Source organism: Halomarina halobia (genome assembly GCF_029338575.1).
GTDB lineage: Archaea > Halobacteriota > Halobacteria > Halobacteriales > Haloarculaceae > Halomarina > Halomarina halobia.
The window spans coordinates 1,312,070-1,336,785 of the sequence record NZ_CP119992.1 but is presented as its reverse complement, the minus strand read 5'-3'; the positions used below and the strand labels follow the sequence as shown (position 1 = coordinate 1,336,785).

General features: G+C 70.4%; 26 protein-coding genes and 1 tRNA gene. 6 read left to right on the top strand and 21 right to left on the bottom strand.

What is annotated here, in order from left to right; all coding sequences use genetic code 11:
* Positions 1–3: 3 nt before the first annotated feature.
* From nuoK to P1K31_RS06980, 11 genes are all read right to left on the bottom strand, one after another.
* Positions 4–309 (bottom strand): NADH-quinone oxidoreductase subunit NuoK, encoded by a 306-nt coding sequence (gene nuoK, locus P1K31_RS07030; RefSeq protein WP_276305573.1) that lies wholly within the window; start codon positions 307–309, stop codon positions 4–6.
* Positions 309–668 (bottom strand): proton-conducting membrane transporter, encoded by a 360-nt coding sequence (locus tag P1K31_RS07025; protein ID WP_276305572.1) that lies wholly within the window; start codon positions 666–668, stop codon positions 309–311. The genes nuoK and P1K31_RS07025 overlap by 1 nt, the downstream gene beginning before the upstream one ends.
* Positions 665–934: an NADH-quinone oxidoreductase subunit J gene (locus tag P1K31_RS07020; protein ID WP_276305571.1), complete on the bottom strand. Its 270-nt coding sequence runs from the start codon at positions 932–934 to the stop codon at positions 665–667. The genes P1K31_RS07025 and P1K31_RS07020 overlap by 4 nt, the downstream gene beginning before the upstream one ends.
* Positions 935–1,328: 394 nt before the next feature.
* Positions 1,329–1,790 (bottom strand): NuoI/complex I 23 kDa subunit family protein, encoded by a 462-nt coding sequence (locus P1K31_RS07015; protein ID WP_276305570.1) that lies wholly within the window; start codon positions 1,788–1,790, stop codon positions 1,329–1,331.
* 97 nt (positions 1,791–1,887) lie between these two features.
* A complete protein-coding gene (locus P1K31_RS07010; protein WP_379794444.1) occupies positions 1,888–2,931 on the bottom strand; it encodes a complex I subunit 1/NuoH family protein in 1,044 nt (347 codons plus the stop codon).
* A gap of 143 nt (positions 2,932–3,074) precedes the next feature.
* Positions 3,075–4,757, bottom strand: a complete 1,683-nt coding sequence (locus tag P1K31_RS07005) for an NADH-quinone oxidoreductase subunit D (protein ID WP_276305569.1) — start codon at positions 4,755–4,757, stop codon at positions 3,075–3,077.
* The gene (locus P1K31_RS07000; protein ID WP_368410852.1) at positions 4,754–5,395 is read right to left on the bottom strand and encodes an NADH-quinone oxidoreductase subunit B; all 642 of its coding nucleotides are present in this window, start codon (positions 5,393–5,395) and stop codon (positions 4,754–4,756) included. The genes P1K31_RS07005 and P1K31_RS07000 overlap by 4 nt, the downstream gene beginning before the upstream one ends.
* Positions 5,396–5,445: 50 nt before the next feature.
* Positions 5,446–5,856: an NADH-quinone oxidoreductase subunit A gene (locus tag P1K31_RS06995; RefSeq protein WP_276305567.1), complete on the bottom strand. Its 411-nt coding sequence runs from the start codon at positions 5,854–5,856 to the stop codon at positions 5,446–5,448.
* 135 nt (positions 5,857–5,991) lie between these two features.
* Entirely contained in the window at positions 5,992–6,612 is a 621-nt protein-coding gene (gene purE, locus P1K31_RS06990) for a 5-(carboxyamino)imidazole ribonucleotide mutase (RefSeq protein ID WP_276305566.1), read from the bottom strand.
* Complete coding sequence (locus P1K31_RS06985; protein WP_276305565.1) at positions 6,609–7,772, bottom strand: 5-(carboxyamino)imidazole ribonucleotide synthase; 1,164 nt, start codon at positions 7,770–7,772, stop codon at positions 6,609–6,611. Before P1K31_RS06985 ends, purE begins: the two co-directional genes overlap by 4 nt.
* A 106-nt stretch (positions 7,773–7,878) precedes the next feature.
* The gene (locus tag P1K31_RS06980) at positions 7,879–9,687 is read right to left on the bottom strand and encodes a flippase activity-associated protein Agl23 (RefSeq protein WP_276305564.1); all 1,809 of its coding nucleotides are present in this window, start codon (positions 9,685–9,687) and stop codon (positions 7,879–7,881) included.
* A gap of 320 nt (positions 9,688–10,007) precedes the next feature.
* Between P1K31_RS06980 and ribH the strand changes: the two genes are divergently transcribed.
* Together ribH and P1K31_RS06970 are read left to right on the top strand one after the other, a co-directional pair.
* On the top strand, positions 10,008–10,421 hold the full coding sequence (gene ribH / locus P1K31_RS06975) for a 6,7-dimethyl-8-ribityllumazine synthase (protein ID WP_276305563.1): 414 nt from the start codon (positions 10,008–10,010) through the stop codon (positions 10,419–10,421).
* A 19-nt stretch (positions 10,422–10,440) separates the two neighbouring features.
* Positions 10,441–11,595: a pyridoxal phosphate-dependent aminotransferase gene (locus P1K31_RS06970; protein WP_276305562.1), complete on the top strand. Its 1,155-nt coding sequence runs from the start codon at positions 10,441–10,443 to the stop codon at positions 11,593–11,595.
* Between the two features lie 14 nt (positions 11,596–11,609).
* Here P1K31_RS06970 and P1K31_RS06965 read toward each other — a convergent pair whose 3' ends face one another.
* From P1K31_RS06965 to P1K31_RS06955, 3 genes are all read right to left on the bottom strand, one after another.
* Positions 11,610–12,752 carry a S8 family peptidase gene (locus P1K31_RS06965; protein WP_276305561.1) on the bottom strand — a complete coding sequence of 381 codons (1,143 nt, stop codon included), beginning with the start codon at positions 12,750–12,752 and terminating at the stop codon, positions 11,610–11,612.
* A gap of 70 nt (positions 12,753–12,822) precedes the next feature.
* On the bottom strand, positions 12,823–13,254 hold the full coding sequence (locus tag P1K31_RS06960; protein WP_276305560.1) for an FAD synthase family protein: 432 nt from the start codon (positions 13,252–13,254) through the stop codon (positions 12,823–12,825).
* Positions 13,251–13,775 carry a Mov34/MPN/PAD-1 family protein gene (locus P1K31_RS06955; protein WP_276305559.1) on the bottom strand — a complete coding sequence of 175 codons (525 nt, stop codon included), beginning with the start codon at positions 13,773–13,775 and terminating at the stop codon, positions 13,251–13,253. The genes P1K31_RS06960 and P1K31_RS06955 overlap by 4 nt, the downstream gene beginning before the upstream one ends.
* Before the next feature lie 122 nt (positions 13,776–13,897).
* Between P1K31_RS06955 and han the strand changes: the two genes are divergently transcribed.
* Entirely contained in the window at positions 13,898–15,793 is a 1,896-nt protein-coding gene (gene han, locus P1K31_RS06950) for a Hef-associated nuclease (protein WP_276305558.1), read from the top strand.
* Here han and P1K31_RS06945 read toward each other — a convergent pair.
* The 3 genes from P1K31_RS06945 to P1K31_RS06935 all read right to left on the bottom strand — a co-directional run bounded on the left by P1K31_RS06945 (position 15,790) and on the right by P1K31_RS06935 (position 19,713).
* On the bottom strand, positions 15,790–17,496 hold the full coding sequence (locus tag P1K31_RS06945; RefSeq protein WP_276305557.1) for a phospholipase D-like domain-containing protein: 1,707 nt from the start codon (positions 17,494–17,496) through the stop codon (positions 15,790–15,792). The genes han and P1K31_RS06945 overlap by 4 nt on opposite strands.
* A 109-nt stretch (positions 17,497–17,605) precedes the next feature.
* Positions 17,606–18,973, bottom strand: a complete 1,368-nt coding sequence (locus P1K31_RS06940; RefSeq protein WP_276305556.1) for a HEAT repeat domain-containing protein — start codon at positions 18,971–18,973, stop codon at positions 17,606–17,608.
* 50 nt (positions 18,974–19,023) lie between these two features.
* A complete protein-coding gene (locus tag P1K31_RS06935; protein ID WP_276305555.1) occupies positions 19,024–19,713 on the bottom strand; it encodes a protein sorting system archaetidylserine synthase in 690 nt (229 codons plus the stop codon).
* A gap of 173 nt (positions 19,714–19,886) precedes the next feature.
* On the opposite strand from P1K31_RS06935, the gene P1K31_RS06930 reads away from it, so the two are divergent.
* On the top strand, positions 19,887–20,297 hold the full coding sequence (locus tag P1K31_RS06930; protein WP_276305554.1) for a plastocyanin/azurin family copper-binding protein: 411 nt from the start codon (positions 19,887–19,889) through the stop codon (positions 20,295–20,297).
* A gap of 90 nt (positions 20,298–20,387) precedes the next feature.
* Complete coding sequence (locus P1K31_RS06925; protein ID WP_276305553.1) at positions 20,388–21,515, top strand: zinc metalloprotease; 1,128 nt, start codon at positions 20,388–20,390, stop codon at positions 21,513–21,515.
* A gap of 146 nt (positions 21,516–21,661) precedes the next feature.
* Here the strand turns inward: P1K31_RS06925 and P1K31_RS06920 are convergent, their stop codons facing one another.
* From P1K31_RS06920 to P1K31_RS06905, 4 genes are read right to left on the bottom strand one after another with little or no spacing between them, the layout of a single operon-like run.
* Positions 21,662–22,297 (bottom strand): 30S ribosomal protein S3ae, encoded by a 636-nt coding sequence (locus P1K31_RS06920; protein ID WP_276305552.1) that lies wholly within the window; start codon positions 22,295–22,297, stop codon positions 21,662–21,664.
* Complete coding sequence (locus P1K31_RS06915) at positions 22,290–22,514, bottom strand: KEOPS complex subunit Pcc1 (RefSeq protein ID WP_276305551.1); 225 nt, start codon at positions 22,512–22,514, stop codon at positions 22,290–22,292. Before P1K31_RS06915 ends, P1K31_RS06920 begins: the two co-directional genes overlap by 8 nt.
* Positions 22,511–23,632 carry a hypothetical protein gene (locus P1K31_RS06910; RefSeq protein WP_276305550.1) on the bottom strand — a complete coding sequence of 374 codons (1,122 nt, stop codon included), beginning with the start codon at positions 23,630–23,632 and terminating at the stop codon, positions 22,511–22,513. The genes P1K31_RS06915 and P1K31_RS06910 overlap by 4 nt, the downstream gene beginning before the upstream one ends.
* Positions 23,633–23,647: 15 nt before the next feature.
* A complete protein-coding gene (locus tag P1K31_RS06905) occupies positions 23,648–24,112 on the bottom strand; it encodes a 30S ribosomal protein S15 (protein ID WP_276305549.1) in 465 nt (154 codons plus the stop codon).
* Between the two features lie 316 nt (positions 24,113–24,428).
* On the opposite strand from P1K31_RS06905, the gene P1K31_RS06900 reads away from it, so the two are divergent.
* Positions 24,429–24,500: transfer RNA gene (locus P1K31_RS06900), tRNA-Ala, on the top strand.
* Positions 24,501–24,716 lie beyond the last annotated feature (216 nt).

Genomic DNA, 24,716 nt, shown 5'->3' with positions numbered 1-24,716 from the left:
ATCTTACCACCTCATCGTGGTCGCCTTGGTGACGTCCACGTCGCTGAAGTTCCGGTACAGTACGAGGATGATCCCGATCCCGACGGCCACCTCGGCCGCGGCGAGCGCCATCGTGAACAGGGTGAACACCTGCCCGGTCAGGTTGCCGAACTGGTAGGAGAACGCGACGAGGTTGACGTTCGCCGCGTTGAGCATGAGTTCGACGCTCATCAGGAAGAACAGCGCGTTGCGCCGCGTGAGGATGCCGAACAGGCCGATGCAGAACACCGCCGCCGACAGGACGAGGTAGTACTGAACGGGCACCGCCATCAGTCGTCTCCCTCCTCGGTGCGCCCGCCGTCGGTTCGAAGCGCCTCGCGGGCGGTTCCGAGGGGGCCTCGCGTGCCCTCGCGCTTCGCCAGCATGAGCGCGCCTTCGAGCGCGGCGTCGAGCACGATGGCGATGACGATGAACGACACGAGGAATCCCTCGGACTGGTGGGACGCGAGGTCGACGAGGTCGAACATCGCGTAGCCGATACTCGCGGTGATACTCCCCTCGGCGAAGCCCTGTGGCTCGCCGAACTGCGACGTGAGGAACACCGCGGCCATGACGACGAACAACGCCACCGCGGCGAGGCCCGGCACCATGCTACTTCCGTCGAGTTTGAAGCGTGGACGTGTGGTCATGTGGGCACCTCCTCGTCACTGGCGGATTCGCGCGTCAGCATCACCGCGAAGGTGATGAGAATGAGGACCCCGCCGACGTAGACGAGGACCTGCATCGCCGCCAGGAACTCGGCGCGCAGCATGACGTAGTGCACCGCGACCGACAGCAGCGCCACCCCGAGGAGCAGCGCCGCGTGCCAGACGTCACGCACGAGCACGACGCCGAGGCTGCTCCCCACCGTAACGATGGCGAACAGCGCGAATGCTAGTGTCTCTGCTACTGCCATTGGTGTCTGTCGTTGCGCTCGGGGTTTCAACGTTTCGAGAATCGTGCGGCCACGCGCACGCGACCCACGCTCCGACGCGCGGGCGAACTTCCTCCGACACACCGGACATTTTCGGGTCGCGACCGGTCCGCGCGGGAATGATTCATCTGAGGACTCATTTCCCATTCAGAGACTTCGATCTCCCCACTCTCGCCGCGTCGGTCCCTCCACACGACGCTCGTACGATCATACGGGAGCAGTCTGTACGAGCATCCCCGAGCGAAGCGAGGGGTTCACCGATTTTTGCTCGCGTATGCGAGCAAAAATCGGCCTTTTTAGTCCAGGTTTTTGGGCGGGGTTCGACGAGGCGTGGCTTCGCCACGCCGAGGAGGACCCCGTCTAAAAAAGTGGTGCTCTACTGGTAGTCCACGTCGCCCTCGCCCTCGCCGATCCACGCGCCGCGGTCGGGTTCGCGCGAGGCGAGGGGGTCGATGTCCTTGTACCAGGGGACGTTCTTCAACTGCTCCATGTTGTAGGCGAACTCCTCCTTCGTGTCGGCCGTGAACTCGAAGTTCTGCGTGAGCAGGATGGCGTCGACGGGGCAGACCTCCTCGCAGAGCCGGCAGTAGACGCACTGGCCGATGTGGAGGTTGTACTGCTCGCCGTTGCGCTGTTCGTCCGTGACGATCTGGATGGTGTCGTTCGGGCAGACGTTCTCGCACTGGCGACACCAGATACAGCGCTCCTGGCTGAACTTGTGTACACCGCGGAACCGGGGGCTGACCTCCGGTGCCTGGTCGGGGTACTCGACGGTGAACGTCGTCCCGTCCAAGGCGTGCTTCATGGTGGTCGCCATGCCCTTGAGGATTCCAATCATTGTCGTAGTCTTGTCGGGGGATTGATTTCAACCCCGGGATTTCCCGAGCGTCGCCGGGCCGCGCCCGGCTCGCCCCGGCGTCCCGGAGCCGGCCGTCTCAGACGATCACCCCCACGATGACGGCGGTGAGCACGAGGTTGGCGAAGGAGAGCACGAGCATCCCCTTCCACCCGATCTCGATGAGCTGGTCGATGCGCAGCCGGGGGACGGCGGAGCGGGCCCACTGGGTGAACAGGAAGACCGCCCAGATCTTGATCATGAACCAGACGATCCCCGGGAGGATCGGCCCGGCCGGGCCGCCGAGGAAGATGGTCGCGATGATCGCGCCGCCGAGGAAGATGTGCAGGAACTCGGCGAGGTACATCAGCACGAAGTAGACCGAGGAGTACTCGGTCTGGTACCCCGCGACGATCTCCGTCGGCGCCTCCGGGATGTCGAACGGGTTGCGACCGATCTCGGCGAGGTTGGCCGCCATGAACAGGACGAACGCGAACGGGTTCACGAACGCGTACCACGACGGGACGGTGAGCCCGAAGACGGTGAACAGCGGCTCGGCCTGCATGTTCACGATGGTGCTCATCCGGAGCGAGCCGGTGAAGATGACGACCGAGGCCGCAGTGACGATCAGCGGGATCTCGTAGGCGATGTTCTGGGCCACCGCGCGCAGCCCGCCGAGGAACGAGTACTTGTTGTTCGACGCGTAGCCGCCCATCACCAGCCCGACGCTGGCGATTGAGGCGACCGCGAAGACGAACGCGAGGCCGACCTCGGGGTCCGCGAGCTGGATGCCGCTGCCCATCGGGATCACGGCGAACCCGATCAGCGCCGAGAACACCATCACGATCGGCGCGAGGTCGAACGCCGGTCGGTCCGCGCCGTCGGGGATGATGAGCTCCTTCGAGAGCAGGCGCACCGCGTCGGCCACGATGATCAGCAGGCCGAACGGCCCGACGCGGTTGACCGCGATGCGGTCGGTGAACGCGGCGGTGATCTTGCGCTTCGCCCACGGCCCCGCGATGGCCGTCGTGATGAGCATGATGTTACCGACGATGAAGGCCGCGATGAGCGCCGCGACGAACGTCTCGAGCGGGCCCATGTTCGTCCCGAAGCCGAGCAGCTCGCCGATCGTCTCGGGGAGCATCTTCCCGCCGGCGGGGGGCGCGGTTGCGTTCGCCGTTCCGTTCGTCGCGTTGCTCGCGTTCGTCGCGTTGCTCGCGTTCGTCGCGTTGCTCGCGTTCGAGGCGTTGCCCTGCTGGAGCAGCGCGACGGCGAGGCCGCCCGCGCTCATCGGTCGACCTCCCCGAGGACGATGTCGAGGCTGCCGAGCGACGCGATCATGTCGGGGATGTACTCCCCTTCGGACATCTCCGGGAGCGCCTGCAGGTTCGAGAAGCAGGGGCTGCGGATCTTGAAGCGGGCGGGGGTGTCGGTGCCGTCCGAGCGGATGTAGATGCCGAGTTCGCCCTTCGCCGCCTCGACCGCCCGGTAGATCTCCCGGTCGTTGTCCGGCTTGAGCGTGCGCGGGACGTTCGACTGGATCTCGCGGTCGGCCTCGGGCCAGTCTTCGAGCAGGTCGAGACACTGCTCGATGATCTTCGCGGACTCCTCGACCTCCTTCAGGCGCACGAGCACGCGGCTGTAGTTGTCACAGCCGTCCTCGACGACGACGTCCCAGTCGAGTTCCGGGTAGTAGCCGTAGGGGTCGTCCCGCCGCAGGTCGTAGTCGATCCCCGAGCCCCGGGCGACGGGGCCGGTCACGCCGTAGCTCTTCGCCACGTCCGGTTCCAGCACGCCCGTGTTGACGCAGCGGAGCTGGAAGATCTCGTTGCCCGTGACGAGGTCGTGGTACTCCTCGAGCTTCGCGGGGAGGCCGTCGAGGAAGTCCCGCGTCTTCTCGAAGAACTCCTCGCGGGGTTCGGGCAGGTCCCAGCAGACTCCACCCAGCCGGAGGTAGTTGAACATGAGCCGCTGGCCGGTGAGGTCCTCGAGGATGTTCTGGACGACCTCGCGGTCCCGCGTCGCGTACATGAAGATGGCGGTGAAGTCGCCGTAGACGTCGAGCGCGAACGTCCCGACGGCGAGCATGTGACTCGCGATGCGACACAGTTCCGCGCTCATGGTACGGATGATCTGCGCGTACTCGGGCACCTCCAGGTCGGCGAGGTCCTCCGCCGCCCGCGCGTACGCCCACTCGTTGAGGATGCCCGCCGAGATGTAGTCCCAGCGGTCGGGGTAGGGCATGATCTGGTGGCGGTAGGTGCTCTGCTGGCACATCTGCTCCTCGCAGCGGTGGAGGTAGCCGATGTCGGGGTCGACGTCCGCGACCTGCTCGCCGTCGAGCGTCGTCTTGAGGTGCAACACGCCGTGGGTCGCCGGGTGGTGCGGGCCGATGTTCACGAACATCGTGTCCGCGTCGTCCCCGCGGTGGTCCTCCTGGAGGGGGTTCGCGTGCTCGCGGAGGGCGACGATCTGGGGCTGTTCCACGTCGTAGTCGAGGCGCAAGGGGTGGCCCTGCCAGGTCTCGGGCAGCAGGATCCGCCGCAGGTCGGGGTGCTCGTCGTACTCGATGCCGACGAGGTCGTACGCCTCCCGCTCGTGCCAGTCCGCGGTGCGGAAGACCGCATTCCCCGACTGGCTGTGGGGGTTCTCGAGGCCCGTCGGGACGACGAGGTTCACCTCGTGGGTGGGGTCCGCGTACTTCTTCAGGTGGTAGATGGACTCGAAACGGTCCTCGTACTCCTGGGCGGTGACGCAGGACAGGTGATCGAAGCCGGCGCGGTTCTTGAGGCGGTCGAGCGCGGCCGCCACCCCATCGGGGCGGACGACGAACGACTCGGCGTTGACGTGCGACTCGCGACCGACGACGAGGTCCGAGAGCAGCGATTCGAGCGCGTCGTAGTCGAGCCCCTCCTCGGTGACGCCGACATCCGCGGTCGTGGTCGTGGTCGGGAGTTCTTCCAGGCTCATGTCGATCGACGCTCCGCCCAGTCGTAGCGCATGACGAGGTCGTCCTCGTCGATCTGGTCTGCGAGGTGCTGTACGAGTTCGTCGCGGTCGAGGTCGCCGAACTGCTCCAGCTCGTAGGACTTGACCACCACCGGCGAGGTCTCGCCGTTGGCGACGCGCTCCTGGAGCTTCGCGACGCCGTAGATGAGCGCCTCGGGGCGCGGCGGGCAGCCGGGGACGTGGATGTCCACCGGGATGACCGTCTCGGCCCCCTTGATCACGTTGTAGCCCTCCTGGAACGGGCCGCCCGAGATCGTACAGGAGCCCATCCCGACGACGAACTTCGGCTCGGGCATCTGGTCGTAGACGCGCTTCATGCGCGGGGCGAACTTGGAGACGATCGTCCCCGGCACGATGATCACGTCCGCCTGCCGCGGCGAGGCGCGGGGGACGCCGGACCCGAAGCGGTCGAGGTCGTGCTTGACCGCGTAGGTGTGCATCATCTCGATGCTGCAGCAGGCGATGCCGAACTGCAGCATGAACATGGAGGAGCCCCGGACCCAGTTCATGAACTTGTCGAACTTGGTGAGGATGAACGGCGTCGAACCGAACGCCTCGCGGAGCTTGGAGTTGAAGCGGGTGTCCACCCCGTCGCCCATCCGGGCCTCCTGCTTCCTCTGTAGGCTGGTCGTCGTCGTGTTGTCGCTACTCATGTGTTGTCCACCTGCTGTCTGTCAGTGCGCGCGGACCGCACCCAGCGGACCGCGTCGTTGCGCCACGCCCAGACGAGGCCGACGAGGAGGATTCCGATGAAGACCAACATCGGGACCAGCGCCTGCGCGAGGCCCGCCTGCGAGACGGCGTCCCGGTAGATGACAGTCCACGGAAAGATGAGAACCGTCTCGATGTCGAAGATGACGAACAGCAGCGCAACCATGTAGTACTGGATGTTGAACCGGATGCGCGTGGTGCCCGTCGGAACCTCGCCGCTCTCGTAGGTGGCGGTTTTCCCTTGCTCCGGCACGGTGGGACGCAGCAGCGCCGACAGCGCCATCATCCCGAGCGGGATGCCGACTGCGACGACCCCCAACGCGCCGATCGCTATCCACGGGTTGCTCATTGTGCTTGTATCGTATGGCGGGTTGGCAGCCCCCGCATATAAGAGTTGATTCTTGCGGGTCCGGCGTGCGGACGGCCGATTTCGTCCGCCTCGCTCCGTCCGTCGCCGGTCGTGCGGACCCGCGGCGCGACCGCGCTACGCGCCGTCGTCCCGGAACCGCTCGGTCCCCGACTCGTGCAGCGTCCGCGAGACGCGACCGACCGACGACTGGAGCCTCTCGTGGTACTCGATCAGTCGCTCCTCCAGTTCGTCGTGCCGACGGGCGAGGATCTGGACGGCCGACAGCGCCGCGTTGAACGACTTCCCCGCGTCGACGGCGGTGATGGGCGCGCCGGTCGGCATCCCGATCACGGAGTCGACGGACTTCTCCTGGACGGGGACGCCGACGACCGGCAGCGGGTACGCGAGCGAGGCGGTCATGTTCGGCAGGTCGGCGGACTTCCCGCCCGCGCCCGCGACGATCACGTCCAGGCCGCGGTCGCGGGCGGTCATCGCGTAGGCGTACATCAGGTCGGGCGTCCGGTGGGCCGAGACGACGTACGTCTCGAACGTGAAGCGCGCCCCCGGCGGGTCGTCGTAGTCGGTCACCTCCTCGAAGCCGAGTTCGGTCAGCGCCTCGTACGCGCCGTACATCACGTCGAGGTCCGAGTCAGAACCCATGACGATTCCCACCTCGGGCGTCTCCTCGGTCAGTCGGTCGCGGTCGGCCTCGGCCTCCAGGTCGTCGATCAGCGACCGGATCTCCGGGACGGTCATCGGACGGTCACCTCCGCGCGCAGGTCGCGAGCGCGGGACAGGAGCGTCTCCGTTCCCTCCCCTTCCCCGCCGACGAGCGTCACGTGGCCCATCTTCCGCAGGGGGCGCGTCTCGCGCTTGCCGTACCAGTGGAGGTGCGCGCGCGGCTCCGACAGGATCGCCCCGAGGGCGTCGAGCGTCGCCGGCTCCGCGGCCCGCTCGACGTCGCCGAGCAGGTTCGCCGTCACCGTCAGGTCGCGCCGGGCGGTCTCCCCGAGCGGCCAGCCCAGCACCGCGCGGAGGTGCTGCTCGAACTGCGAGGCGTGGGCCCCCTCGATCGTCCAGTGGCCGGAGTTGTGCGGACGCGGGGCGATCTCGTTGACGAGTACCTCCCCCTCCCGCTCGAACAGCTCGATGCCGAAGACGCCCCGGCCCTCGGTGGCGTCGAGCACGCGCTCGGCGATCTCGCGCGCGCGGTCGAGCACCTCGTCGCTCGTCCGGGCCGGCGTCACGGACTCCCGGAGGATCTCCTCGCGGTGGATCGTCTCGGTGACGGCGAACGTCGCCGTCCCGTCCGCGCCCTTCACGCCGATGACCGAGAGTTCGCGCTCGAAGGGGACGAGCGCCTCTGCGAGCGCGCCGGCCTCGCCCGCGCCCACCTCTGCGAGCGCGCCGTCGCACGCCTCGGGCCCCTCGACGGGGACGTTCCCGCGGCCGTCGTAGCCGCCGCGGCGGGCCTTGAGCATCACCGGCCAGCCGAGCTCCTCGCCCGCGGCGCGGAGGTCCTCGGCGTCGTCGACCCGGACGAACTCCGGGACGGGGACGCCCGCGTCCGCCAGCCACTCGTTCTGGACGAGCTTGTCCTGGATCGTCCGGAGCGTGTCGGGCGAGGGGTGGACGGGCGTCCCGGTCGCCTCGCCGACTCGCTCCAGGAGGTCCGGATCGGCCAGTTCGATCTCGTAGGTGAGCACGTCCGCGCGGTCGGCGAGTTCGCGCACTCCCTCCTCGTCGTCGAAGTCGCCCACGAGCTGGTCGCGGACGACGGGTGCGGCCGGGCAGTCGGGGGTCGGATCGAGCACGACGACCTCGACGCCGAGCGGTCCCGCGGCCTCGCCGAGCATGCGGCCGAGCTGTCCGCCGCCGACCACGCCGACGGTCGGGCCGGGCGTTGACAGTTGCATGTGAGCGTCTCGCCCGTCCGTCGGGATAACCGTTGACATCTCGATTCGCGACCCGCGACCGACCCAGACCGACGGGCGGGTCGGCGAGCGTCTCGCTCCTCGCCGGTCAGCGCCGATCCCGCTCCGGGGTCCGATCCTCCTCCCGCGGGAGTCGGGAGGTGTCGACGAGGAAGAGCACCTCCGAGTCGGTCGTCCGGAGCTTGCCGGTGCGCGCCTCGTAGTCGGGGAAGCGCGCCCGCAGGGTCGCCCGCTCGCCCGCGTCGGCGACGACGACCGGCGGTCGCTCCGCCATCGCGTCGAGTTCGGCCGGCGTGCGCGCACAGGTCACCGTGACGTCGCTCCGCTCGAAGTACCACGGCAGGGGGAGCAGGTCGAACCACTCGACGCAGGCGGGCCGGTACGCGCTCGCGCTCGGCGGGGTCCCCTCGACGTAGCGCTCGCCGTAGACGAGCACGTCCGTCCCCTCGGTGGTCGCCGCGGCGCGCTCCACGTCCGCGAGCGTCGGATGTACGTCGTCCGCCGGCTGGGCGTACTGGACGAGTTCGTTCTCCGGGGATTGCGGGTGGAGGTAGACGGCGGTGACGCCCATCGCGCCGACCTGCGCGGCGACGACGAGGAGGACGGCGGCCGCGACCCCGACGCCGATCCGGTCGTCCGCCGCGAACGCCGCCCGCCCCCGGCGGTAGACGAGCGCGACGCCGACGGCCGCGGGGACCGCGAGGGGGAGCACGGCGTGTACAGTCGCCCACGGAGCCTTGACGTCGGTGATGACGGGGTAACCGAGCACCGAGGCGACCCCCCAAGCGAAGGTGCCGAGGACGAGCCCCCGCGGGCGCTCCTCCGCGAAGCTCTCCGCGAGGAAGCCGACGACGGCGAAGGTACAGAGCATCGCCGCACCGAACCCGAGCGTCAGGAGGAAGTCGCCGAGGTAGGGGAGGTAGCCGTGCTCGGTCGCCGTGCCGTCGATCCAGATCTCGACGAACGCGCGCCACGATCCCAGCGTGGCCGCCTCGATCACCGGTCCCCACATCGCGGGATCGCCGAGCGCGTTCCCGAGACCGAGTTCGTCCGGGCCGCTCGCGCGCGGCGCGTAGAAGAACACCACGATCGCGAGGAACTCGACGGCGGCGACGGCGGCGACGGCGAGGGCGACGAGGACGCGCCGCGCGCCGCGGGCGCTCCCGCCGTCCTCGATCGTCCGCGGGTCGTCCCCCGCCCTCGCCCGGGCCGGCGCGTCCCGCCACGCCGCGCGACGGCGGTCGAGGCCGAGCCACCGCTCCACGACCGCGCTCGCCGATTCGCCGCGACGGGCGGCGGCGAACAGCTCGAAGTAGGCGACGACGGCGGCCGCGCCGGCCCAGCAGAGGAGGTAGACGGGGGCGTTCTCCTTGACCGTGAACCCGAGCGCGACGAACGCGACGCCGGCGAGGAGGTACCGGTGAGCACGCGTGTCGAGGAGGCGGACGAACAGGCCGAACGCGACGAACATGAACGCGCCGACGAGGGGGTCACCGCGCATGAACCGGCTGTAGTAGAGCAGCACGGGGTTCGCGGCGAGAAAGAGCGCGAGCGCGACCAGCTCGCTCTCCCGGAGACGCTCGCGGAGGAGGAGCGCGGAGAGGGGGAGGAGCCCGCCGACGACCGCGGGGACGAGGCGCATCGCGGCGTCGGTCGGGCCGAGGACGGTGAACACGACCGCGTTGACGTGGTGGTAGAACGGCCCGTGGATGATGGGGCGGTACTCGTAGCTCCCCGTCCGCGCGTAGTCGAGGATCCAGTAGCCGACGCGGGCCTCGTCCCAGTGGGCCACCCGGTCGCCGAGGAGGAGGAGGCGCGCCGCGAGCGCGAGGAGGGCGACGGCGGCGACGACGAGGTGTGCGCGCCGCGGGGTCCAGTACCGGACGCCTGCTGCCATTGCTCCGGAACAGTCGCCCGCGCGTAAGAACCCTTGTGGTCGGTCGCGTTAGTACTGCTCTGATGCGAGAGACCGGATCGCACTCACCGACGTGGCCGCCTCGAACGCCCCCTTTGGAGTCCCGTCTGGTAGCTACGTATCTGATCACTACCGGTCGTGTCTCGTCGTGCGGTCGGTCGTAGTCGCTCGCGATCGGAGCACCGTCTCGCGTGTGGGGGACCGTGGCCGACCGACACGCTCGATGGGAATCCGTCGCTCCGTCCCGGCAGTATCGGCCGCACAGCGGTACTTCTTTTAACGGGCCTCGCTACGGCGCAGGTATGGTAGCGCTAGGGCTCGTGGTCGCGCGGTTCAACCGCGAGGTCACCGAGCAGATGGAGGAGGCGGCCCGCGACGCGGCCGCGGAGGCCGGCGCGGACGTCGTCGAGGCGCTCTCGGTCCCGGGGGCGTACGACGCGCCGCTCGCGGCCGACCGCCTCGCCCGACGGGACGACGTGGACGCCGTCGTCGTCGTCGGGGCCATCCACGGCGGCGACACCGACCACGACCAGGTGATCGGGCACGCCGCCGCGCGGGGGCTGACCGACGTGAGCCTGAAGCGCGACACGCCCGTCGCGCTCGGCGTCACCGGCCCCGGGATGAGCATGGACGAGGCGCGCGCCCGCGTCGACTACGGGGCGCGCGCCGTCGAGAGCGCGCTGGCGCTCGTCGACGAACTGGAGGTAGCAGAGTGACGATGGAGGTACACGAGAGATGAACTTCGACTTCGCAGACCGCGTCGAACGCGTCGAACCGAGCGCGACGCTCGCCATCAGCAGTCTCGCCACCGAACTGGAATCGGAGGGCGTGGACGTGGTGGACCTGAGCGTCGGCGAACCCGACTTCCCGACCCCCGAGGTGATCGTCGAGGCCGCGACGGAGGCGATGGAGGCCGGCCACACCGGCTACGCCCCCTCCCAGGGCGTCCGCGACCTCCGGGAGGCCATCGCCGCCGACCTCGCGCGGCGGGACCTCGACTACGCCGCGGACGAGATCATCGTCACGCCGGGCGCGAAGCAGGCGCTGTTCGAGACCTTCCAGACGCTCGTGGACGACGGGAACGAGGTCGTCCTCCTCGATCCGGCGTGGGTCTCCTACGAGGCCATGGCGAAGCTGGCGGGCGGGTCGCTCTCGCGCGTCGACCTCTCGGCATCCGCGTTCCAGCTCGAACCGGCCCTCGACGACCTCGCGGAGACCGTCTCCGACGACACCGAACTGCTCGTCGTCAACTCCCCGAGCAACCCCTCGGGCGCGGTGTTCTCCGACGCCGCCCTGGAGGGCGTTCGCGACCTCGCCGTGGACCACGACGTGACGGTGATCGCCGACGAGATCTACGACCGGATCACCTACGGCGTCGAGCCGACCAGCCTCGCCACCCTCGACGGCATGCGCGAGCGCACGGTCACGATCAACGGCTTCTCGAAGGCCTTCTCGATGACCGGCTGGCGGCTGGGCTACCTCGCCGCGCCGGAGGAACTGATCGGGCAGGCGGGCAAGGTGCAGTCGCACTCGGTCTCCTCCGCGACCCACTTCGTCCAGCACGCGGGCATCACCGCCCTGCGCGAGTGCGACGACGCGGTGAACCAGATGACGCAGGCGTTCCGCGAGCGCCGCGACCTCCTCACCGATCTCTTCGCCGACCGCGGCGTGGAGGTGCCGGTCGGGGACGGGGCGTTCTACGTGATGGTCCCCACCGGAGACGACGACGCGCGGTGGTGCGAGGACGCGCTGAGCGAGGCGCACGTCGCCACCGTCCCCGGGAGCGCGTTCGGCACGCCCGGCTACGCCCGCCTCTCCTACGCGGCGGGCGAGGAACGGTTGAGGGAGGGCGTGAACCGCCTCGCCGACGGCGGGTTCCTGTCGCTCTAGATCGGGCGCGGATCCTACAGGTCGTCGCTGGAGTCGAGACCCAGGGCGGCCGCGACATCGAGGAGGCCGTTGCCCTGCTCGTTCTCCGTGAGGCCGACGTCCTCGGCGGTCGCGGCGAGGCGGTCGCGCGCCTCCGCGTTCGCGTAGCCGTTCGCCATCAACTGCCCGCCCGCGCCGGCGACGTGCGGGCAGGCCATCGACGTGCCCGAGAGCTCCGCGTAACCGCCCCCGACGTACGTCGAGTAGACGTTGGATCCCGGCGCGGCGAGTTCGACCTCGGGGCCGGTCGAGGAGTAGCTCGCCAGGTCGTCGTTCTCGTCGGTCGCGCTGACGGCGACGCACTCGGGGTAGGCGGCGGGGTAGCCGACACAGTCGGTGCAGGGGCCGTCGTTGCCCGCCGCCGCCACCAGCAGCACGCCCTTCCCGTAGGCGTACTCGCAGGCGTCCCTCAGGAGCGACGACTCGCCGCCGCCGAGGCTGAGGCTGCCGACGTCCCACCCCTGGTCGGCGGTGTACTCGATGCCCCTCGCCACGTCCGAGGTGGTGCCGATCCCGGCCCCCGTCATGACCTTGACGGCGTGGAGCGTGGCCTCGGTGCCGACGCCGACGACGCCCTCGTCGTTGTCGACCGCGTCCGCGATGCCCGCGCAGTGGGTGCCGTGGCCGTTGTCGTCGTCCCAGAGGTCCGACTCGACGCCGAGGAGGAACGCCCGCCCCTCCCCGAGGTTGGCCCGCAGGTCGGGGTGGTCCGCGTCGATACCCGTGTCGATGATGGCGACGTCGGCGCCCGCACCGGTCTCGCCGTTCGCGTGGGCCACCTCCGCGTCCACCCGGTCGACGCCGTAGGGGAGCGTCTGCGCGATCGCGCGCACCGTCCCGTCCTCCTCGGCGTACCGGATCCCGGGGGCGGTAGCCAGCGCGTCGACGGCGCCGGGCGCGGCCAGTACCGTCATCGCGTCGAAGGCGAACTCGTAGACGACCTCGTCGGCGCGGGAGAGCGCCGCGTCCCGCCCCGCCGCAGACGCGAAGCCGACGTTCACCCGGACGCGGTCCTCGTCCGCGCTGGCCGCCGACCCGGCCGCTCCGAGGCCGACGAGCGCGCCCCCGACCGTCCCGAGAACCGTCCGCCGAGTGACACCGTACCGTGTCCGTGACATGACGCCGACGATGGCACTCCGACTAATGTAATTTCCGGCTAGAATAGCACGTATTTAAATCTGTACGGCGCTACTGACAGCGCTTCCGACAGATCGCGTCGACGATGTCGCCCGTCGAGAACAGTTCGCCCTCGTATCGGGGGTCGCGCCCGGAGGCCCGGCGCACCTCGCAGTCGATGCCCCGCTCGTCGAGGGCGGCCGCGATCGCCGCCGGGTCGTGGTGCTGGTCGTGGCCCAGGAGGATGACGTCCGGGTCGATCTCCTCGATGGGGACGAAGATGTCCTCCCGGTGGCCGAGGACCGCGTGATCGACGGGGTCGAGCGCGGCGACCATGTCCCGGCGCTGGCGATCGGGGAGGACCGGCTTCGGCTTGTGCGTGACGTTCTCCCGGCGGGCGATGATGACGTACACCTCGCCCAGTTCGGCGGCCTGCTCGAGGTAGTGGAGGTGGCCGGGGTGCAGCAGGTCGAACGTGCCCTGCGCGACGACGGTCAGCGTCATCGCGGGTCCCCGTCGCCGGTCTTCCACTCCTCGTCGTAGGAGAGTTCCTCGTCGATGTCCGCCTGGGTGAAGTCGAAGAAGCGCTCCTCCGGTTCGGGGAGTTCCACGTCGAGCACGGCGAGGTCGGTCTCCTCGCCGTCGCGGTCGAACGCGCGCCAGTCGTCGTCGCCGTAGGGCGCGCCGATGATGATGTGGACGTCACCCTTCCCGAAGGTGGCGAGGTCGGCGTCGCTCGGGTAGAGCACGCCGTTCGGGTGGGAGTGGACGGAGCCGGCGGCGCGCAGGTCGTTCGGGACCATGCTGGTCTTGACCGTCGCGCTCACCGGGTTCGACTCGGTGCCGGGAATGACGAGGACGTCGGTGATGACCGTCCCCGACTCGTCGAGACCGAGCGTCCGGGCGTCCTCGCCGCGCAGCAGGCCCATGTACTCGTTCGGGTGCGTCTGGGCGGACGCCTCGAGGGCGAACTCGAGCGTCGCGCGCGCGATGCCGAGTATCTCGCCCGAGCGGAACAGCCGCATGTACGTGAGGTGACCGGGTTTCCATCTAAGCGTTCCGGAACGGGCGGCCCGCGGCGGCGCGTTCCGGCGCGCTCGGGGACGCTTGCCAACAGTTAAAAACGGTCGGAACCGAGCATGGGCAAATGTCTCCGTCACACGCCGGAAATGACTCCGGTTCGGTCTCTGCTGTCACCGTATACGATCTCGCGCCGGACTGCACCGCCGACGTCGTCGAGGTCGGGACGCACTACCACGCGACCGTCAACGGCGTCGTCGAGTACGGCGTCTTCGTCGATCTCTCGGACGCCGTCTCCGGGCTCGTCCACGACTCGGAACTCGAGGGCGACTACCGCGTCGGCGACGCGCTCATCGTCCGACTCGAGGAGATCCGGGACAACGGCGACCTCGGTTTCACCGAGGTCCAGCCGGACGACTACCGCACCGAGATCGTCGAACAGGACCACGGCGCGACCGTCGCGGAACTCGGCGACGCGGTGGGCGACACGGTCCACGTCGCGGGCGAGATCGTCCAGATCCGCCAGACCGGCGGGCCGACCATCTTCCAGGTCCGCGACGCGACGGGCGTCGTCCCCTGCGCCGGGTTCGAGGAGGCGGGCGTCCGCGCCTACCCCGACCTCGACGTCGGTGACCTCGCCCGCTTCGTCGGCACGGTCGAACGCCACGACGGCTCGCTCCAGATCGAGGTCGAGCGGGTCGAGTCGGTCGACGACCCCGAGTCGGTCCGCGCCGACCTCGACGACGCGCTCGACGAGGCCGCCGAGCCGCACGACACCGAGCCGCTCGTCGAGTGGCCCGCGTTCGACCAGTTGCGCGACGACCTGGCGGCGGTCGCGAAGACCCTCCGCCGGGCCATCCTCGACGGCCGCCCGATCCGGATGCGCCACCACGCCGACGGCGACGGGATGTGCGCGTCGGTCCCGCTCCAGCTCGCGCTCGAGCGCTACATCGCCGAGGTCAACGAGGACCCCGACGCGCCGCGGCACCTCCTGCGCCGCCTGCCGAGCAAGGCCCCCTTCTACGAGATGGAGGACGTGACCCGGGACCTCAACTTCGCGCTCGAGGACCGCGAGCGTCACGGGCAGAAGCTCCCCCTCCTGCTCATGCTCGACAACGGCTCGACGGAGGAGGACACGCCGGCCTACCGGACGCTCGCCGAGTACGACATCCCGATCGTGGTCGTCGACCACCACCACCCCGACCCCGAGGCGGTCGAGCCCTACGTCGAGGAGCACGTCAACCCGTACCTCCACGGCGAGGACTACCGCATCACGACCGGGATGATGTGCGTCGAACTCGCGCGCATGATCGACCCCGACCTCACCGACTCGGTGCGCCACGTTCCGGCCGTCGCGGGGCTGTGCGATCGCTCGCGCGCGGACGCGATGGACGACTACCTCGCCCTCGCCCGCGAGGCGGGGTACGACGAGGACGACCTCGACGACATCGGCGAGGCGCTCGACTACGTCGCCTTCTGGCTGCGCTACAACGACGGGAGCAACCTCGTCAACGACGTGCTCGGCGTCGACTGCGACGACCGCGAGCGCCACGAGGAACTCGTCGCCTTCCTCTCCTCGCGGGCCGAGCGGGACCGCGACCGCCAGCTCGACGTGACCCTCTCGCACACCGAGCACGAGACGCTCGACAACGGCGCGCACCTCTACCGCGTGGACGTGGAGAACCACGCCCACCGCTTCACCTACCCCGCGCCCGGCAAGACCACCGGCGCGATCCACGACCACAAGGTGCGCGAGCACGCCGGCGACCCCGTGATCACCATCGGCTACGGGCCGGACTTCGCCGTCCTCCGCAGCGACGGCGTCCGCCTCGACATCCCCGAGATGGTCACGCAACTCGTCGAGGAGCACCCCGGCGCGGGCGTCTCCGGCGGCGGCCACCTCGTCGTCGGGAGCATCAAGTTCGTCTCCGGCCGGCGCGAGGAGGTCATCGACGCCCTGGTCGAGAAGATGGCGGACGCCAACATCGACGAGGAGCTCCGTAGTACCCTCCTGCGCGACTAGTACCGGTCGCTCCCACCACCCTCCTCGAACTCGATCCGTCGCCCGAGCGCCGCCGTGGCGGCCGCCGCCGCGGCGATTCCCGCTAGCAGGCCGATCGGGACGCGCGGCTCCCTCCCGTCCCCGCTCGCGCTCGCGTGCCAGTCGGCCTCGAACGCCCGGGCGTAGTACCCGCCGACCGCCTCGCCCTCCAGCACGAGCGCCACCTCCCTGTTCTCGCGCGCGGCGTGTGCGTTCCAGTTCAGACTCCCGACGACGGCCAGCCGGTCGTCGACGACGACGCCCTTCGCGTGCACCTTCTCGAACCGCCCCCGGGGGTCGGCGAGGCGTGCCGAGAGGGGGATTCCCTCCTCGTCGGCGAGCGCGTTCAGTCGCTCCGCGAGCGCGGCGTTCTCCTCGCGGACGTACCACGCGCCGCTCAGGAGGACGCGCACGCGGACGCCGCGTCGGGCCGCCGCGATCGCCGCCCCGGCGAGAGGGCCGTCGGGGCCGCCGAGCGACACCTGCACCACGTCGATCGAGCGCGTCGCGTTCCCGAGTACGCCGCGAAGCGCGCGCTCGGCGTTGTCGGGCGCGGCGAGCACCCGGACGCGCTCCACCCGCAGCCGCTCCGGCTCGATCCGCCGCGGGTAGTCGCCCGCCGCGACCGACTCGTTCACGAGCGTCAGGTTCCGGCGGACCGTGCCCCAGGGACGGGCGTCGAGCCACCCGGCGTCCGCGCGGAACGTCTCCGCCAGCGCCGCTGCGGTCCGCGCGTCGCGGACGACGACGCCCCACCCCCGGCTCGAACGGCCGCCCGCGCCCGAGGGTTTCCAGTTCTCCGTGAGCACGAGCGCCCGGTCGTCCGCCACGGCGTACTTGGCGTGGTGATAGGCGTAGCGCGCACGCGGGCCGTCGACGGCGCGGACCGCGATCCCCGCCGCCACGAGGCGGTCGAGCGCGCGCGCCTGCGCCGTCGTCGTCCCGCCGACGGGGTCGCCCTCGACCAGCACTGCGACGCGGACGCCCCGGCGGTGCGCCCGGACGAGCTCGTCGGCGACGCGGTCGGAGGTGAACGTGTACCCCGCGAGGAGGATCCGCTCCTCGGCACCGGCGAGGACGCGCGTCGGGACCTCGGGGGCGTCGGGGAGGAGGAACGCCGTCGCGTTCGCCGGTCCGCTCGCGACGACGGGGCGATCCGTCGCGCCGAGGGGACGGAAGCGCCCGACGCGCCGGACGTACAGCTCGCCCTCGGGCGCGTCGCGGTACCCGAGGGCGTCGACGACCGCCCCGTCGCGGGAGAGCCGCAGGGGCTCGCCCGCGTTCGCGAGGCGGGGGAGCGCGTCGACGGCGACGATCCGGTCGTCGACGAGGCGGCGGGTCCGCTCGGGGACGGGCGTCAGCACGACTCGCCCGCCGACGGTCGCGTTCGGGAGCGCGACCGCCGTCTCGTCGTCGGCGAGTCGATACGTGCCGAGTCGCGTCCCGGCGGGCGCATCGAGGACGACGAACTCGCCCGCGTCGTCCGCCGCGACGGGGTTCGGGTAGACGCCGACGAGCCGCGGGTGCCGGTCGGGACCTCCGGTGGCGTTCCCGTCCAGTGTGGCGTTTCCAGCCGAGGTGGCGCCCTGCTGTCCGCTGTCGACGAGTGCGGCCGTCGCTTGTGGACTCGCGGCGACGAGGAGTCCGAGGACGACGATCAACCGAACGAGTACGACCCTGCGCACGGGGACGCTGGTCCCGTTCTCGATTAAAAAAGTTCGCTGGGGCGACCGGACCGGGCGTTGGGGGAGGTCGAAGGGGGCTATCGGGGAGGTGCAGATCGGACGGACGCGCTTACGCGGCCGCCTCTGGCTCCGTACCGGCCGCCCCGTCCTCGTCGAGCGCCTCGGCGGCCCGCTCGGCCTCGACCTGCACGATGTAGGAACGGTCGTCGGCGTGTTCGCTGGCGGCCTCGAGCGCGCGCTCGGTGGCGATCTGGTTGAGCGCCCACGCCGCGCTGGCGCGGACGGTGTCGCTGTCGTCGTCCTCGAGGACGTCGGAGAGCGGTTCGACGGCGCGCGTGTCCCCGATCATGCCGAGCGAGCGGGCGGCCGCGCTGCGGATCTCGGGGTCGTCGGCGACGAGGCGATCGGCGACCGTCTGCGTGGCGGACTCGTCGCCGATCTCGCCGACGGTCTTCAGCACGACGCGCTGGAGCGGCGGGTTCGCGTCCCCCTCGATGTACGGGAGGAGCGTGTCGAGGGCGTCCGGGTTGCCGATCTTCCCGAGCACCCGGATGGCCTCCTGATCGCGGCGCTCCGCGAGCGGCATCATCGCGTCGTAGGCCTCGGGCGCGCCGAGGCGTCTGAGCGCGTTCACGCAGTTCTCCTGCATGAAGTCCGATTCGAGCATCTCGAAGGCGAGCAGGATCGGCTCGGGGTCGCGCTCGGCCTCGGCGATGCGGACGACCGACAGCTCCGGCGGATAGTCCTTGCGGCTCTTCGGGGTCAGCACGTCGTAGAAGCCCTGGTAGTCGAGCTTCTGGACGACGGTGAGGTCGTCCCACTCCTGGGCCTCGTCGAGCCCCGCGTCGAGCGCGTCGGCCCCCTCGAGGAGCGCGGCGATGGCGTCCTCGTCCTCGTCGGGGTCGAGGCCGGAGCCCTCGATCGTCCCGGCGGCGTCGTCGAGCGCGTCGGCGGCGGCCTCCGGCGACCGTCCGGCGTCCCCGAGGTCCTCGCCGAGCGTCTCGCCGGCGTCGTCGAGAAACGCCTCGACCGCGGCGACCACCTCGTCGTCGCCGCGCTCCGTCCAGCGCGTGTCGCGGATGCGGCCGGCGTCGTCGCGGACTCGCTCGGCGACGTCCTCGACGTACGGCCCGCGCTGCTCCTCGATCGCGTCGCGCAGGTCGTCGACGCGATCCTCGAGGTCGCCCCTGGGGTCCTCCTCGGCGTCCTCCTCGGCCTCCGGGAGCGTCTCGACGTCGGCCTCGGCCGCGTCCAGTTCGGCCTCGACCGCGTCGAGGTCGGCCTCCGTCTCCGCCTCCTCGAGGTCCGCCTCGATCGCGTCGAGGCGCTCCCCGATCGACTCGGGCGTGGCCTCGGCCGCGTCGGCGTCCTCGGTCGCCTCGTCCGTCGGGGTCGCTTCGGCGTCCTCGCGCTCCTCGGCCGGGCGCTCCTCGCGCTCCTCGGCGGGCGCGTCGGCTTCGTCATCCCCGTTGCTCATACAGAACGGTCCGGCAGTGCCCGGCAAGAGCGTTTCCTTTCGGACCTCGGTCACTCGAAGCCGGCCTCGCGCCAGTAGAAACGCGGTGCGAGCAGCAGGTACGCGAGCGCGGCGGCGAGCAGCGCCTTCGGGAAGAGCCGCGAGAGCGCCTCCGGGGCGGCGACGGCGAGCACCTGCACGACGCCCATGGCGATGGCGTCCCGGGCGTGCAGATCCGGATAGGGGACGCGCGTCACCATCAGGGCGGCCAGGAGCGCGGTGACGCCCAGCAGCGCCCACGGGTCGCGCAGCCCCGCGAGGTAGAGCACGGCCAGCACGGTCGCCGCGAGCGTCGTCTGGACGCCGCGGGTCGCCGCCGCCTCGACGTCGTAGGCGGTGTAGAGGCCGAGGCGGACGACCGCCGCCGCGACGAACAGCGCGGGGACGGCCGTCGCGAGCGCGAACCGCGCGGTGAGCTCGGTCCCCCACGCCTCGACGGCGACCCCGAAGACGAACAGCGCGGGGGCCATCCCGAACGACGCAACGTCGGCGAGCGAGTCGAGGTACTCCCCGACCGGGGTGCTTCCCGCCGCGCGCGCGAGGACGCCGTCGAGGCCGTCGGCGACCGCGGCGAGGAGGACGAGCCGGGCGGCCGTTCCCGCGTCGACGAGGACGAACGCCGCGGCGGCGAACCCGAGCGCCGCGTTCGTCACCGTCACGCAGTCGGCGAGGCCGAGCCGGCCGACGAATCGGGGACGCATACCCGATGCTGGGAGGTCGACGGTTTAGCGGGTTCGGTTCGGCCCGAACGGCCGATCGGGGGGACTATACTGTCGGTTGTCCGTCACCGGAGGTGGTCGCCGCGTCAGTCGACGAGGAACCTCCAGACGGGTACAACCGACAGTATATACGTCGCGGCCGGCAAGTCCCGCGCATGAGACGGCGAACGTTCCTCGCGACCGCCGTGGGCGTCTCCGCCGGGATCCTCGCTGGTTGTCTGAGCAGCGGCGCTCCCGGCGAGTTCGACGTCGGCATGGCGGCGAACGCGTTCGAACCCCCCGAGTACGAGGTGAGCGTCGGCGACACCGTCGTGTGGGGCAACAACGGCTCGCGGTCGCACTCGGTGACTGCCTACGAGAGCGGCATCCCGGAGGGAACCGAGTACTTCGCGTCCGGCGGGTTCGAGTCGGAGCAGGCCGCACGCGACGGCTACTGGGACGGCGAGGGCGTCATCTACGCCGGCGAGACGTACGAACACGCGTTCGAAGCCCCCGGCGAGTACAACTACTTCTGCGTCCCCCACGAGGGGGCCGGGATGGTCGGTCGGATCGTCGTGACCGAGTAATCCCCTCGCCCGAGCCTGAACGCGCCCGGACATAATTCCGTAGAAGACTTTATCGAAATACTGATTGTGACGCAGGCGTGTATTTAACCGGTGCAACGACACGTGCTCGTCCTCGTCGCCCTCCTGACGGCGGTGGCGTCGGTCGGCGCGGCGGGAACGTTCGTCCTCGACGTTGACGATACTGCTACCCGTAACCACACGGACGGCGATAGCACCGCGCCGGTCGGTTCGGCCGGCGCGGACGCGAGAACGGGCATGGATCACGATCCGAACTCGGACGCCGATTCCGATCCGGCGTCGGCCGAAGGGCTCCGGGCCCCCTCGGACAATCCCTGGCGGTCCGAGGTCGTCGTCGTGGGCATCAATAACTCCGTCAACGACTCCTGGTCGTTCGAGCCCCACGTCCGGCGCGCGATCGACTACTGGACGGGCAACGCGGCGAGACACGGCGACTACACGGTGGCGTTCGTTCTCGACCCCACCGCCGAGGATCCCGACGTGGAGGTCCGGTTCGTCGCGTCCATTCCGGACTGTGGCGTCGAGGACGGCGACGGAACGTCCCTCGGGTGTGCGCCCGTTCTGGACGAGGGGACGCGGGCGCGTCCGCCCGAGGTCGTTCGGATCGTCGGCGGGTACAACGACACCTCGACAGTCAGGGTGCTCCAACACGAGTTCGGGCACCTCCTCGGGATCGAGCACGGCGAACCGCCGTACCCCGTGATGAACGAGAGCTTCGACGCGTCGCGTCTGCCCGAACCGAACGCCTCCGATCGCCGCCGTCCATGGGAACCCGACGCCGTGCGGCTCTACGTCGATACCGCGAACCGCTCCGCCGACCGCGACGTACTCTCCGAGCAGGTGCTCGGGGCGCTCTCGTACTACGAGCGAGGGGTCGGGGGAACGGGCGAACTGAACGTCACGTTCGAGCTAACCGGGAACCGCTCGGCCGCGAACGTCGTCGTCACGTTCCCCGAGTCGCTCGACTGCGAGAACGACGCGGGATCGTGCGCGCGGAGGTACGGCGTCGACACGGACGGCGACGGGGCGATCGAGTACTACACCCGACTGCATATCCAGATCGCGGACGTCGACGCCGACGCGGTCGGCTGGCACGTCGGCGCGAACCTCGCGACGACTCTCGGTCTCGACGGCGAGGAGACGCCGCCGCCCTTCGTCGACGCCGACTACGACGACCGTCGTCGGACGTGGTGGACGTAGCGGCCGCGTCGGACCCGCGTTCGATTCGCGGCCCGCTGGGTGTCGAATACTCGAGTGCGGCCGCTCGGACACGTACGACCTGAAAACGTACGCGGTGTCCGTGACTGTCGATCGCCGAGCGAAGCGGTGATCGGTCGGGGTGCCGTTCAGACCTCGACGTCCTCGCCCTCGACGTCGACGCTCGTCTCCTCCTCCTCGGCGACCTCCTCGGGTCGCGCTTCGAGGGTGAGCTTCTGGATCTCGACGCGGCGGAGCGGGTAGATGCTCTTGGCCTCGGCGTAGATGGCCGAGGAGAGGCGGCTCTCGACGACGCTGTCGACGAGGTCGTCGAAGGTACGCTCGCGCGCCGCTTCGCGGACGATGTCGACCATCGTGTCGCGGATGGCCTTCTCCTGGCTGTGGTCCGCCTTCTTCGTCGTGAACGCGACGGGCTGCAGCTGCACGCGGTAGTCGTCCGACGTGAGGACCGTGACGTACGCGGCGATCTTCGAGGAGCCGCGGCGCACGAGGCTGCGCAGGTAATCGCGCGTCAGCTCGTGTCTGACGAACTCCGTGTAGGCGGCGTCCGAGCCGACATCGTTGATCTGGAACGTCAGCTTCGTGTTGTTCTCGCTGGCGTCGTTCTTGATGGCGCCGAGCGTCGTTTCGATGGTTCGGCCGTAGACCAGTTCGGGGTCGTCGGCCGTGGTCTCACCGATCTCGGCCCGGTCGAATTGCTCCGGGGCGAGTACGGTGTACCAGCGCTTCTCCTGTTTTCGTCGAGAGACGGATCGTTCACTCATGATTGGTGTCTGTGTCGGTCAACTGCGATGCTACCGTGAGGTTCGTGACGTAGTCGTCCACCGTCGTTCTGAGGCCGCCGGTCGTCTCGCGCTCGATGACGGTCTCGACGACATCCCCCTCGACCGTCGTGCGCATCTCGGGGGTGTTGTCGGGTTCGAGCGCCGCGGCGACCGTCGCCGCGTCCTCGAACCGGGTGCGGATCGTCGCGCGCTTCATGCGCGGAGCCCCCGCCGGAGCGTCTCGATGAACGCCTCCGGCCCCGCCCCATTCTCGCCGTCCTCGCCGTCCTCGGCGAGGTCGACGTGCGCGCGCCGCCCGCGCCCGGTCGCCCGTCCCCCGACCGCCGCGGCGGTCTCGGAGACGAGCGTCGCGACGTCGCGGTCGGCCGCGACGGCCGCGGACCCGGCCTCGCCGTCGATCGCGACGGCGATCGGCTCCGGTGAGCGGAAGTCCCGAACGAGGCGCGCGACGGTGTCGAGCGCGCTCCCGCAGGCCGCCCGGACGACGACGTAGCCGTCGTACCGTTCGAGCGCGGCCTCGCGGACCGCCTCGTGGGCGGCGCGGGCGTGCTCCCGCCAGGCGTCGAGCGCGGCGTCCCGGCGATCGTGGCCGAGCGCCAGCGCGACGCCGACGCCGGGGCGCGCTCGCGCGACGGCGTCGAGCACGTCACCGTACCCCGCCAGGGTGTCGAACGGACCGCCCGGCGCGTAGGGCCGGAGGGCGCGCTCGACCGCCTCGGAGGCCCTCGGGGCGTCGCTCGCCCCCTCGAGCACCGAGAGCGCGAGCAGCGACGCGAGCGTTCGACCCTCGCGCTCGACGCCCGCGAGCGCCTTCGCGGCCGCCTCGGGGCGGCCGGAGAACGGGGCGTGCGCGAGCGTGGTGTGCGCCAGGCCGTCGGCGAGGTCGTCGGTCGGAGCGGCGATCCCGGCCCGGCGGTCGAGCCCCGCGGCGTCGAGCAGGTCCGCGTGCGCGCCGGGATCGTCGCCGGCCGCGTACGCGCCCGCGAGCGCGAGCGCCGCGTCGGGCGTCGCGTCGAGCGCCCGGGCGACGCCAGACGCGGTCACCGAGAGCGCCGTCGTCCCCGCGAGCGCGAGGTCGCCGCCGGACCGTCCGACCGCGACGGTCAGGTCGGCGTCCGCGTCCGCGATCGGTCGGCGGGTGACGCTCGCCTGGTAGGCGACGTCGCGCTCGCCGAGCGCCCTGGCGAGCAGCCCCAGCGCGGCCAGCGCGTCGCCGTCCGGCGCGGCGAACAGGCGGACGAACGCCGCCTCGCGCAGGCGGGCGGCGATGGCACTGGCGTCGGGGGCGGACTCGGGGGGGCCGGCGGTGGACATGTCGCTTCGTGTCGGTTACTCGAGCAGGCGCTTTGCCGTGTCGTACGTGTACTTGAACTCCTCGTCGAGGACGTCGCCGCGGTAGTAGTTCACCAGGCGGCGGACCTTCGACTCCGTGTTCTGCAGGGCGCGCTTGTTCTGGTGGTCGCCCGGGTTCGCGTCCATGTGCTCGCGCAGGCGGATCGCGCGCGCGAGCAGGTGGCGGAGGTCCTCGGGGAGGTCGTCGCTCGCGTCGTTCTCGTCCAGGATCTCGGTGACCTTCTTGCCGGTCGCGAGCTTCACGTCGGGGACGGGGACGCCCTGGACGCCCTCGTCCCGGAGTTTGACCCCGATGACGCTCGGGTCGTGGCCCTGTTCCGCGAGTTCGACGACGCGCTCCTCGATGCGCTCCGCGTCTACGTCACTCCACTCCGGTGGTTCGTCTGCCGTCGGGCGGTCCGAACCGGACGACCCGCGACGGCGCGTGTGCATTCGTGCCATGGTGTGAGATTGGAACCGCACGAACCGCGAGTGGCGCTTGCAGCGCCGCCGCGCCGGTCGCGTACGAGCGACTGGCGCGAGTGCACTACCGCACTCCCAAGCCGCGGAAGCCCGCGGCGACGTCGGATATGCGGCCGTGCCGTTCCCACGTGACCCAGTGGCGTCGACCCCAAAACGGTTTCTATACGGGCGGCCGCCTCCCCGAACCCGTCCGTCGCGCCGCCGTGACCGCCCGACGGCGTGCGAATACCCGTCGGGCGCGGCGGACGCTTCGATGGGGTTAAGTGAGGGGCAGAGATACGTAGAACTGCGCACAGGGCTTGTAGATCAGCGGCAGATCACTCCCTTGGCATGGGAGAGGCCCCGGGTTCAAATCCCGGCAAGTCCACTCCGATTCCTGCGCCGTAACCAGGGCCCCAAACCGCAAGGTACGGGCCCTGAATCGGCCGGGCTCGCCACTTTTAGGCTGACAATTACTCCCTCGCAGAAGGGAGTTCAACAGGATACCAAGCGCGGGGGGCCCGCGTCTGGCGGTCCTGTGAGGGAATGGAGGTGGTCGGCGTGACGCTCGTCGACCGCTACCCACCCATCTGCGAGTACTGCG